We start from the raw sequence: 12,082 nt of genomic DNA, 5'->3' as shown, positions 1-12,082 counted from the left end.
ACGCGAAATTTTGGCCAAAACAGACTTTATCACCAAGCTTTTGATATGGAGGCTCAGGCATATGAGCAATCAAACTTTTATCCTGATTCTCAGCGGGATAATCGGTGTTCTTTCCGGCCTTGCTGCAGTTATTCTAAAACAGGGCGTGCACTCTATCCAGCATTTTCTTACCGAGGGATTTTATAAGGAGTATGCTAATTTCCTCTACATTATATATCCGCTTGTAGGCATTTCGGCAGCATATCTGCTTGGTAAGTTCATATTCAAAGATACCGGCGGTCACGGGATTCCGGATATACTGTTTACTATTTCAAAGAAACAAAGCATCATTGCCAGAGTAAAGACCTATAGCCGTGTTTTTACTTCAGCGATAACGGTAGGTTTTGGTGGATCGGTTGGTCTTGAAGCCCCCATGCTCGTCACAGGTTCTGCCATAGGCTCCAATGTGGGCACTCTGGTTCACCTGAACGCAAAAAAACGTACGCTATTGATCGGCTGTGGTGCTGCCGCAGCGATTTCTTCCATATTCGGAGCACCTATTGGCGGAGTAATTTTCGCTATTGAGGTGATTTTGATGGAAATCAGCACTACAAGCTTTATTCCCCTACTGATTGCCTCGGTCACGGGTTCTCTTACATCCATGGTTCTCATTGGAAAAGATTCTGTATTCAATTTCAAATTGACAGAAAATTTCCAAGCTTCCCATATGCCCTATTACCTGCTTTTGGGGATTGCATGTGGGCTGGTTTCCCTGTATTTCAGCCAAGCAGTGAGGAAAACAGAATCCCTTATGGAGGGACTGGACAACCAAGCATTACGGATATTGTATGGAGGGGCCATTTTAGGAATAATGGTTTTTTTCCTACCACCCATTTATGGTGAAGGGTATGATACACTTAACACGCTGATAGACGGAAATTCGAAGCAATTACTCGAAAAAAGTCCTTTTTTCTCTATCATCGAGAATCCTTACCTGATCATTATTTTCCTTGGATTTATTATTCTGGTGAAGCCTGTTGCCGCAGCGGTAACTCTTGGCGCAGGTGGCAGTGGGGGTATTTTTGCACCATCTCTTTATGTAGGAGGCATACTGGGCTTCCTCTTCGCTTACTCAAGTAATCTTTTTTATTTTACGATTCCTCTTCCGCTGGCTCATTTTACCCTCGTGGCTATGTGCGGCGTGATGGCAGGGACTCAGCATGCCCCTCTATCAGCCATATTCCTAATAGCTGAAATCACCGGAGGATATGAACTGTTCGTTCCTTTGATGTTTGTTTCCGCAATCTCCTATGTGACTAAAACAGCCTATCAGAAAGACAGTATCTACATGAAGCAGCTGAAGGAAAAAGGAAGACATCTACCTGAGTCCAAAGATCAGGAATTATTGGAACTCATTACTATCACCCATGTGATCGAGCGGGACTTGCTACCAATCCATCCTGATGCAAAATTGAAAGATCTGATCAGCTTGGTAAAAATCTCTAAGAGAAATATTTTCCCGGTAGTAGACGAACACAAAGCTTTGAGAGGCATAGTTACTCTGGATGATATCCGGGATATTATGTTTGACAGGGAAAAGCAGGAGGAGACTCTGATACGGGAGCTAATGCATAGTCCTCCGGAAATCCTATTGGTTACTGAGAATATGCAAAAAGCAATGGAAAAATTTGAACTTTCCGGCGCTTGGAATCTCCCTGTAATCGAGGATGGTAAATACTTGGGCTTTGTTTCTAAATCCAGAATCTTCAATGCATATCGAAAACGTCTGATTAAGCAAAAGCAGGATTAATCAATTTTAGAATAATATTTGGAAGAGGTATTTATCCACTTTTTCGCACAGTCATTTTTACGCTATTTTCAAAGTTAGGCTTCTTTATCCACAAAATTACCTTTAAAAAAAGCCATGTAAATCACTTATTATCTGAGCATTAGATATTAAATGTTTATAAGTGTGGATAAATTATCGAAAATGTGGATAAAAAACACTTGCATATTTTAAACCGTGAATAGAGCCCGTGAACTAGGATTTGCAAGTTTTCGTTCGAAATAATCGGCTAAAATAAACACGATTTTAAATTGCCCGAAATCGGCCAACTCTAAAAGAAAATTCTGCAATTCCACTTTCTTTGTACTAAAGTATTAAAAGCACTAAATCGGAAAGGTCTTCACATATGCCATTTTATGCTGTAACACAAAAAAATCCAATTTTCACAGTGTAAATACAAGCCTTATATTCCCATTCCAATTGGAGGAAGATTATTCATCTGCCTTAGAATCCAGCCTTGACGGCCGATGATATAGGAAGAGGGTTTCGCAGGAGACCAGCGCCGAGGATTGGGAAGAACTGCTGCGATCAGAGCCGCTTGATCCCGACTAAGCTTCGAGGCGGGTTTACCAAAATATACTTGGGAAGCGGCTTCAATTCCATAGATCCCATCCCCCATTTCTATCACATTCAGATACACTTCCATGATCCGCTCCTTGGACCAGATTAATTCAACCAAAACAGTGAAATAGGCCTCAAGCCCCTTTCTTAAATAGCTCCTAGATGGCCACAAAAAAACATTCTTGACTGTCTGTTGGGTAATAGTGCTCGCCCCTTTCACACGCCTTCCCTTCTTATTGTTTTCCCAGGCCTTTTCCATAGCTTCAAAATCAAATCCACGGTGTTCAAGAAATTTCTGATCTTCTGAGGCATAAACAGCCTGTGGAGCATTCTTCGAAATCGAACTGAATGACACCCAATCCTTCTGCAGCCGAACTTCTTTGTCCGCATCAAATGCCTGCTCAAAGACTCTAATCACCATCAGCGGAGTGATAGGTACCGGCACAAAACGATAGATCACCGTCAAACCCACGGAGACAATCAAAAACCACAGGGTAGTCTTCCAAATCAATCGCCATAGCCTCTTTACAATCTTCATAAGATTCATTTATACTGTAGCACTTACCTGTACAAAATGATAAAAAAGAACGGCATTCAGATCATCTGGAATAAACCCGTGTAAGTATGCTGTCATCTGACTTTGTTTTCAAACCTAACAAAGATACCAAAGGATTCTACCGGTAATATAGAAGATCAATCCGCTTTTTTCAGAACTATAGGTGAATTCAAGAGCTCAGAAACTTCCAAAGCAAAACTCCGGAGATCATTATATCTCGATACAGGTATGTCTGCTTGATTGATTAAGATATTGCTTTGAAAATTGAAACCACTGTCCGATTTAGTTACTGTAAATGTGAACTCCAATTCATTTCTGTTCATCGAAATAGATTTTGACTCTGGATATTCATCCAATTCATAACCTTCGGGGACGATTAATTGAAAGTTGATTCGTTCGAAAAAACCATATTCAAACTCTACAGGGTATTTTCTTTCTTCTAGTGTAAAGAGGTTCTCATAGAAAATGGACTGCTCAAATGGAGTCAAAAACAGTAGCTTTCCTTTAGATGAATGAATAGGCAATTTATACTTTGAGCGTACAAATCCTTCTTGAAGGTAATTATCTTCAAAAGTCAGGTCGAAGGCTTCTGACTGCTCGCTATCTGAAGGATCCTGATTTAATTGGGCATCTTTTAGACTTTGGAAACTCAGTCCAAGTACTTTTGCGGTATGCTGGTAAACTAGATTATTTAATGAATCTCTATCTAACTCAACGGTAAAATCAAATCCAGAATGATGCGCCAGACTTATCGGGATCAAACCGGAATTAGCCCCATTGATCAGAAATCCCTCAGGCATAAGCTTTTTAGGAGAGATCAATCCAAAAGGGATATCCTTGGCTGTTCCATCTAACCAATATAATTGCCCATCTATTATAACTCTCACTAAAGAGGAGGAAAATTGATCCAAATAGGGACTGGGTATTAACTTAGTCCGATTTTCACCTTTTTGATTGATCAGGATCAGATTTGCTTCTAGCCCATAATTTTGAAGCACCGTCAGTAAAAATAAATTTATATCTAGGTGATTTCCTCTTTTGGACTTGATAAGGGAATTAAAATCCTGGGTAGGAAGCGGATAAACAGTAGGGATTACTTCATTTTGTGTCGTGACAAAAGAATAAATATTCTTAGCTGTTTCAAGCGGATCAGAGCCTTCCAGATCGTCAATAAGACCTAGCTTTTTAACTGCTTTTTTCTTGAAAAAGGATTCAAATTCCTTCATAGACTGGATTTGCAATCCAAGCTCCTTCCAGGTAGAGTAGACAATGGGATTTAACCGGGTAAGGTCATTGGATAAAAAACCCTCTACACGATCCAAATAGTCTAAAGGATTAATCATATAGGGTTCTAGCTGAAAAGAACGGACACTATCCAACTCCCAAACAAAAGTATCCCTCTCCTTTGAAACCTGCATCTCCTTATGCACTTGCCCACCTTGCACCACCAGTTGATATTTGAGGAAATCCGGAACTTGAAGTGAAAATGTTGTCTTCATTTTTGGTATTGTGCCTTGAAAAGCCCAGCCCTCAAGGGAATAGTAGACCCTGTCCACTTTAAAGTATGTCCATTCCAAGATAGAACCCTTAGTTATATTAGGGAATATCAACCTATACTCTGATGTACCCTCATCCAGCTGTACTAACTTGATATCATCCTCTGATAACTTTTTTACTTCTCTTCTGCCGTTTTCAACATAACTGACTTGAGCTTTCAAATCCATGATTTGCTCGATCTTTAAATCTCCGGCAAGTAGAAATGGGATTCTTATATCTCCAAAGTTCATCACATTGTCCTGGAGTATTTTGTATCGGTAATGATACTGGGTAACCACTCCAAAAACATCTAATCTTCCTGCCCTATTATCTACTATAGGGCTGCAAACTCCCGATTCAAACAGCGATACAATTTTGGCCTCCGGCTCAAAGGGAACAGATTCAAGAGCCAATTCTTCCTCGGAGTATGTACCAAAAACTACCTGTGCATAGGAAAAACACGGAAGAATTAAGCTGAAGATGGCGAGAAAAAACAGTTTCTCGAACGCACACCTTCTCACGGGGTAGGCTTCTTTTTTAAGATCACCGGTTCGGAAAGCTTAGATGCCACACTTTCCATAAAATACTTGAGATTTTCATATTCACTTGCCGGAATAAGTGGAGTGTTCACCATGAGTTTAGCTGAGATTTTAAGGTCGTCGTTGATTAGTGTAGGCGAGTATACAAAAACAACATATTCTCCATTTATGGTATAACCCGCTTCCAGGGGATAGTCATCTATTTCATACCCTTCCGGCACAGTCACTACAGTATTATATGTTTCTGTAAACGCATACCCAAAATCCACAGGAAACATCCGATATTCTTGGGTAAAAGGATTTTTGGAAAAAGACGAAAATTTAAGTGGGCTAAAAAGAATCATCTCCTGGTCAATAATGTCAGAAAACTTCATTTCAAAATTTAATGTGACAAAGTTCTTTTCCATAAGCAAATCATCAACCTTGAAATTTCCGAAATTTACACCCTCCTCTTTTTCAAACAATTTATCCAAGGTTTCATTTCTCTTTTGTATTCCCTCTATCCGCTGAGCCATCCCCAGGCCTCTATAGTGGTAGTTTCTGTGAGAATTCTCCATTATCAATTCTCCCGATTCGTTCATTTTGATCTGTCCAAAATAAACAGAGCTGGAATTATGCTTAATATCAATAGGCACTAGCTTGCTTTTGTCCTTCTTCAGGCTTAGACCTGCTACCACATGCTTGTCAAGGTCCAAGTAGCCAAATGGCGCATTTGATTGGGACAAGTCCAGAAATCGAGACTCGCCATCCAATTCCGCGAGTAATAATATTTCATCAAATTGATTAAGAAATGGAAAGGGGACCAAGTCGCTGCGTCCATAACCTTTGCTACCGATCAAGACAGGTTCACAAGTGATACCTACGGACTTTAATACTCCCATAAGCGCCAGCATAAGCTCAGCCGGGCTGCCAACCCTAGACTTAAGCAACTGGTTAAGATTTTGCTTGGGGTAAATCCAATCCTCCCCTTCAATCCTAAAGTTATCTCTCAAATAGTAATACGCTTTTTGGGCGGTCTCCAATTGTGTTTGCCCTTTCAAATCAACATCCAGAAATTCTCTCCCGATCTGGTTACTTCTGTAATATCCCTTTTGAGTGTAAATGGAGATCACATCATTGCCGAGTACTTCCCATGTATTCAATACGTCCTTCCACACCGCCCCAAAATCTGTTGATGCGTGATATCGTGCCAATTGAAATTCAATACGATCAATGTAATCGCGATAATTTTTCATGTAGGGCTCTTCTTTAAGTGACCGCAGATCCCGCAGCGTCCAACTATAATTATTATTATAGTCATTGGTCTTTTCCACTTTGGTAGCATAATTCACCCCTTGACCTATTGTATTATATTCAAAAGACGGACTCATATTGATTTCATACTTGCTAAAAAGTGTAGGCAAGTAGTTTTGGAATGTCCAACCATCGATAAACGTTCGGTTTTTATCCGTTTTTTTGTACTGGTATTCGATGATGGATCCTACTTGTACATTTGGAAAAGAAATCCTCATCTCCTTGTAGCCGTTATTAATATCCACGTCAAAAATCCCCTCTTTTGACACCTTGGTGGTTTCGGCTTTTCCATTGATGAAATTTGTTGTTTGTGCCTTAATTCCATTTATATTTTCAATGTTGTCATCTCCTTTATAATAACGAACTCGAACATCAGCAAACTCCTTCCCTGCTTCGGAGAGGATCTTCAAGCGGACAAAATAGGTGGTCTCCAGTAATCCTGATAAGAACCTGGAATTTCCCTGGGATACTAATATCACAGCAGGAGCATCCGGCTCATAGGGCACTTCTGACATGGAAATTTCATTTTCCTCAAACTGCCCCAGTTTATTGGATTGGGAAAAAACAAACGGGGTAAAGAGCAGAAAAGTAAAGGTTAGTATAGCTTTAGTCATGTCTCAGTGCTGAAGTGTTTTTGATAAAATAGAAGTTAGAAGCGCCTAGGGCGTTAATTCGTTTCAATAGTTCTGTCTTGGCATCCTCAGTAATATCCTCGCTCAGCGAAAGATTTATTTCCCTATTCACACGTAGGGTTTTCCCCTCCAAGGACGCTTTCAAAGACATTCTCACTCCCTCTTCCTCCAGTGTCGTAATTTCTGATAAATTCTCTGCATCCATCACCTCCGGAAGTTCTATCAGATATTCATCAATCTGATTGAGCGTGTTATTGACTAGCATTTCATCAGTTACCTTTCCAAGGAATGACTTTAGAATCATTCGCTTGGCAGTGTTTTGCACAAACTTCTGAATAAACCCATCGTAGGTAAGATCTGCCAATAAGAGAGAATCTTTACGGTCTACGTTCAACTCGTATTGGTTGATAATCAAGCCTCCCACAGGAGAATTGCGGTTGAAATAATCCCGCTGCTGTCTGGTATCAAGGTCTTGTTTTACCATCAACATGCTTTCGACAAAATTGCCGTCAACTTTGATCCTCGTTGCAATCGTGGCATTTCCCGCCTCGTCTATTTTAACCTCATTTTTACTATGAATTACATTCCAATCAAAAGAATTATAAGATGGAGTTTTGGTTAAGTATCCTCCTTGGCCATCAATTACCAGCACATGCCGATTCTTCGTGAAGTCTCCGAGAAAACCCGCAGGAAGGGAAGGGGAAGTACATTCTAGCCAAACCGGACTTTTACCATCCTTCATGGGTACCTGCAAGATCACATGATTGAATTGGATGGAAGGAAGGTCGGTTTCTATATCATCTGCATCCTTACCCGCATAGACTAGCGTATAATTGGAGTCGACTCCCACGGTCTTCAGCATGGACTGCATCAAATTTGTCAATCCCTTACAATCCCCATAAGCATATTTCACCACATCCATAGCCTGCATGGATTGCCATCCGCCAATTCCCAACTGAATGCTGACGTATCGGTAATTCTTCTGTAGATATTCATACAGGATTTGAATCTTCTCATAGTCACTCCCTGCATTATCCACCATCCCCTTAATTTTCGTCTCAAAATCCGGCGAAAGGCTTTTTCTCCCCTCATTAAGCTTGTATTGCCATGCAGCAAGTCCGGACCAATCTTCCATCTTACCTACATAATTTCCTACTGCAAAATTTACAGGGGCCAATATTAATTTGTGATCATCTTCCTTTTTCAATTCAGGTGTCTGGACTGGCAGATCAGTTTCTACCCAAGTGATTTCGATGCTGCTTCCCGTAGTCTTTTCAGATTTCTCCCCCAGCAGATTCAAGGCTTTGTAGCGCAAACCGATATTCTCCGGATAAACTACCGTAAGTGTGGACTTCGCTACTTTCTGATTATAACGGTGCACCGGAATCCAGCTGCTTAATTGAAAATTAGTGGAAGACTTAGTCTCAATTTTGACATTGACTTGAACGGGGAATTTGCTGCTTTTTACTTCAAAATATTTATGTCTATTGTCATCAAAGATGCTGCTGCGGGAATAGATTGCCGCATCAGTCATATCTTTTGTCTTGGCTTTCTGAAGAGTTTTGCCACTGACAGGATCCGTAATCTCTATTTCCACAGTTTTAATTTCATTCAGCTTGTTGTAGAAGACAGAGGTATGGGCATGTGCCAATCCCTCGGGAGAAAGGATCGTAAATTGGCGCTCTATCTTGTGGACTACTTCGTATGAATCAGAAATTTCCATTCGCTGATTTTCCGAAAGAAGAGAATAAATAGGGACTGGTTCTTTCTTAAAAATGGAGTCAATTGGAGTTTGAAATCCAACAAAGAAGAGGGAAGCTAAAAGAAATATAAACATATAGAAATCAAGTATAAATGCTACAAAATAGACGGTTTTTTTCGCTAAAACTATCTTTTCTTTAAAAAAATACGGCTTGTTAACAATAAAAAAACACTTAAATCGTCACACTTCTTCCCCAACTATTTCCCTTGTAATTTCCGCCAAAACTTCTCTAATTTGGCCTTTTATAAAATAAAATAGCCCATGTCTCCAGTAATCATTGGTAGTTTTGAAGAGTTTGAGCAACACAACGGACAGTGTTTAGGTATGTCTGAATATTTCCGTATCACTCAGGAGCAAATTAATATTTTCGCAAAAGCAACCCACGACCACCAGTGGATTCACACAGATCCTGAGCGGGCAAAGGCCGAGGGAGCATTTGGAAACACAATTGCACATGGGTATCTCACACTGAGCATTGTGCCACATCTTTGGGAGCAGATCGTGGATGTGAGAAATCTGAAAATGATGATCAATTACGGGATCGAATCCCTGAGATTTGCCAATCCTGTTCTGGTAGACAGCGAGGTACGCTTAGTGGCAACCCTAAAAAATGTAGCTAACCTCAGAGGAACTGTTAAAGCTGAGGTGGAAGTAAAACTTGAAATCAAGGATCAAAAGAAACCGGCCTTTACCGGTGTCTTGATCTTCTTATATCACTTTCAGTAAACCAAATAGAAAAATGCCTTCTCCAAAGTTTGGAGAAGGCATTTTTGTTTAATCCAATCTATTTCGCTCTTCTGAGCTTCCCGAGTTGCTTTTCACACGGAAGCTTTCTCCTTTGGAGAAGTTATACTTCAATGTAAACCTGACTCCTTGGTTGCTGCGATACTGACGGAAACTTGTATCAATATCGGCAAAGTCAATACGTGCCTTGATGACCTGGGTACGGAATAGATCAGTTCCATTTACCGATAAGGTGATTTTATCCTTCATGATTGACTTGGTGACTCCGGCATCTACCCAGCCAAATCCTTTGATCTCTCCTTGTCCCCATATCTGTGGCCCAAGATAAATCCCCATAACTTCTGCTTTAAAGCCCAACGGTAGAGTTAAGTTATGTTGCGAACGTACCATAAAGGAGGTGTTGGAGTTGTCAAGAAAATCATCGCCGATCTGGGATTTATTTCTGTTATAGTTCACCTGTGCCATATTGGAAACAGCCCACCACTCTTTGATATCTACAGGAATGATTGCTCTGAAGTTTGCATTGTGGGTTTTATCAAAGTTGTCCGTGAAAGTGGTAGTCGTACGTTCCTCCTCATTCTGCAGAAATACCTGCATAAATGCATCTTCAGTCTCACTATAGCCCATAGTGAATTGATAAACTCCTTTCACCACATGGTTCATCTCGAAGTTGTTTGAATACTGAGGCTTCAGACCCGGATTGCCCGTTTCTGTAGTCAGTGGATCAATGTAATACACAAATGGATTCAGCAATCTATAATTTGGCCTGGTGATTCTGCGGTTTACATTATACACAACCTGGTAGCTGTCACTGACTTTATGCTGTAGGAAAGCACTTGGAAACAAGTTGAAATAACTCTGTTTGTTCACTTGGTTCAGGGTGACAGAATTTCCTGTAATATCTGAATGCTCACCTCTCAACCCTACTTGATAACTTAGCTTCTCTGAGAACTTCCCCTTGTATGACATGTATGCAGCCAGCACGTTCTCATTGTAGATAAAACTGTTACTGCTCGGATCCGGTACAAAAGGCCCATCCTCTTCTGATCTGCTCAGGTAAAGGTTGTTGTCCGATTTTACCCAGCTTCCCTTCAGCCCAACTTCGATGGTATTGCCTTTGCCCACAGGTTTTACGAAATCAGTTTTGGCCGTAAATATGTTGTAGTACATATCGTTAAGTGTCAGAATATTATAATCAAAGGTATTATTCATCTCTTCGCCGGTCCACTGCATATTGGTAAGCATAGACTCACTGTCCGAATTCATCCTTGTAAAATCCACATCAGCGCTGATCTTGGTACCTAGGGTATCTAATTTTGCATCGTAGTGAAGGTTGGCGAAAATTCTCTCACCATTCCCATCAGAATTATTCCTTGAGTCCAAATAGCTGAGATCTGTGACTCCCGGAGTTTTGATTGTAGTCATGGAATTACTTTTATTGCTATCATTTGAACCGGAAACCTGCACATTCAGCGCAAGATTTTGATTTTCATTGATTTCGTAATTCGTCGCACCGTTGAAGAACAAGTTCTTGTTTCTACTTGTTATTCTCGAATCTTGGAAGAAATTCGATACTCCTTCAGGCAAGGTGAAATTTCGGTTTATCTCCAAGTCATTGAAATTTCCCCAGTGGTTATAATTCAAATTGGCATTGGTACTCCACTTTCCTTTCTTCACGTTCAATGAAACTCCGGTAGTCGGTAGCCATTGACCATTGTACAATGAGCCCACCTGAATGTTCCCAAACATCCCATCTACGGTGTTTTTCTTCAGCTTTATATTGATTACACCTGCAGAACCTTCCGCATCAAATCGTGCAGATGGATTATTGATCACCTCTATGCTCTTGATATTTTCGGCAGGCATAGCACGAAGGAAGTTTGCCAGATCATTGGCACTCATGTAAGTCAATCGATCATTGATCATGACTGTGGCACCTGTCCGTCCATTCAGGTTGATGATCCCATCCTGATCTACGTAGATACCCGGAGATCTACCGATCACGTCCAAGGCATTCGATCCTTCAGCCATTACAGTTCCTTCCACGTTGATGGTGGTTTTATCAGGTTCTATGATGATTTCGGGACGCGATGATTTCACTGTGACCTCGTCCAATCCTGTCATTTCATCCTGTATAGCTACTGCGGCAAAATCTTTAATCAATCCCGGCGCGAGTTGAAAAACCTCTGATTCAAATTGAGAGAAACCAATGGACGAAACCACAAGCTTCACCTTCGCGGTCTTGGTCGATTCTATCAGAAAGTCTCCATTTTCATCAGAGACAGCTCCATCCACAAGATTTCCGCTGTTGGTGTCAATCAATGCCACATTGGCATAAGGCACCGGTTGTTCATTTTGATCGGTGATTTTACCGAAAATTCGGCTGACATCTTTGGCTGCAAGGGTACTTACTCCCAGTAGATAGATCAAAAATGTCAAAAAAAGCAAGTTGGTAGTTTTCATTTCAATAGTACTTTGTGTGTCGTTCTGTGCCACCTATTGAAAAACAAATGCCAAGGCTGGAAATCCTCCCAAATTAGCCCTACGGGTCGCTTTTGACTAGCCAACAAAAAAAGACTGTATCGAAACCGTACAGTTGAATTTCAGCTTTGGACATAAAAAAATCCCCGAACA

The 12,082-nt window shown here is 40.7% G+C and carries 7 protein-coding genes; 2 read left to right on the top strand and 5 right to left on the bottom strand.

Annotated features, from left to right (window positions below; all coding sequences use genetic code 11):
* Nucleotides 1-61 precede the first annotated feature (61 nt).
* Nucleotides 62-1,789, top strand: coding sequence for a chloride channel protein (locus tag J2X69_RS04160; RefSeq protein ID WP_310098889.1), 1,728 nt, complete (start codon nt 62-64; stop codon nt 1,787-1,789).
* Between the two features lie 439 nt (nt 1,790-2,228).
* Here J2X69_RS04160 and mtgA read toward each other — a convergent pair whose 3' ends face one another.
* The 4 genes from mtgA to J2X69_RS04140 form a co-directional block, all read right to left on the bottom strand.
* Nucleotides 2,229-2,924 carry a monofunctional biosynthetic peptidoglycan transglycosylase gene (gene mtgA, locus J2X69_RS04155; protein WP_310098886.1) on the bottom strand — a complete coding sequence of 232 codons (696 nt, stop codon included), beginning with the start codon at nt 2,922-2,924 and terminating at the stop codon, nt 2,229-2,231.
* A 155-nt stretch (nt 2,925-3,079) separates the two neighbouring features.
* Entirely contained in the window at nt 3,080-4,999 is a 1,920-nt protein-coding gene (locus J2X69_RS04150) for a DUF3857 domain-containing protein (protein ID WP_310098883.1), read from the bottom strand.
* Nucleotides 4,996-6,924 (bottom strand): DUF3857 domain-containing protein, encoded by a 1,929-nt coding sequence (locus J2X69_RS04145; RefSeq protein ID WP_310098880.1) that lies wholly within the window; start codon nt 6,922-6,924, stop codon nt 4,996-4,998. The genes J2X69_RS04150 and J2X69_RS04145 overlap by 4 nt, the downstream gene beginning before the upstream one ends.
* A complete protein-coding gene (locus tag J2X69_RS04140) occupies nt 6,917-8,665 on the bottom strand; it encodes a DUF3857 domain-containing protein (protein ID WP_310098877.1) in 1,749 nt (582 codons plus the stop codon). Before J2X69_RS04140 ends, J2X69_RS04145 begins: the two co-directional genes overlap by 8 nt.
* A gap of 300 nt (nt 8,666-8,965) precedes the next feature.
* Between J2X69_RS04140 and J2X69_RS04135 the strand changes: the two genes are divergently transcribed.
* Nucleotides 8,966-9,430, top strand: coding sequence for a MaoC family dehydratase (locus tag J2X69_RS04135; protein ID WP_310098874.1), 465 nt, complete (start codon nt 8,966-8,968; stop codon nt 9,428-9,430).
* Nucleotides 9,431-9,478: 48 nt separating this feature from the next.
* Here the strand turns inward: J2X69_RS04135 and J2X69_RS04130 are convergent, their stop codons facing one another.
* Nucleotides 9,479-11,911 carry an outer membrane beta-barrel protein gene (locus tag J2X69_RS04130; protein WP_310098871.1) on the bottom strand — a complete coding sequence of 811 codons (2,433 nt, stop codon included), beginning with the start codon at nt 11,909-11,911 and terminating at the stop codon, nt 9,479-9,481.
* Nucleotides 11,912-12,082 lie beyond the last annotated feature (171 nt).

Source organism: Algoriphagus sp. 4150 (genome assembly GCF_031457395.1).
In the GTDB taxonomy this organism is placed as follows: domain Bacteria; phylum Bacteroidota; class Bacteroidia; order Cytophagales; family Cyclobacteriaceae; genus Algoriphagus.
Note: the sequence above shows the minus strand (reverse complement) of the source record. Positions and strands in the feature narration are given on the sequence as shown.

What these genes read in the sequence shown, in the direction of transcription:
- J2X69_RS04130 (WP_310098871.1), bottom strand. Translation starts at nt 11,911, where the DNA reads ATGAAAACTACCAACTTGCTTTTTTTGACATTTTTGATCTATCTACTG.
- J2X69_RS04145 (WP_310098880.1), bottom strand. Translation starts at nt 6,924, where the DNA reads ATGACTAAAGCTATACTAACCTTTACTTTTCTGCTCTTTACCCCGTTT.
- J2X69_RS04160 (WP_310098889.1), top strand. Translation starts at nt 62, where the DNA reads ATGAGCAATCAAACTTTTATCCTGATTCTCAGCGGGATAATCGGTGTT.
- mtgA (WP_310098886.1), bottom strand. Translation starts at nt 2,924, where the DNA reads ATGAAGATTGTAAAGAGGCTATGGCGATTGATTTGGAAGACTACCCTG.
- J2X69_RS04140 (WP_310098877.1), bottom strand. Translation starts at nt 8,665, where the DNA reads ATGGAAATTTCTGATTCATACGAAGTAGTCCACAAGATAGAGCGCCAA.
- J2X69_RS04135 (WP_310098874.1), top strand. Translation starts at nt 8,966, where the DNA reads ATGTCTCCAGTAATCATTGGTAGTTTTGAAGAGTTTGAGCAACACAAC.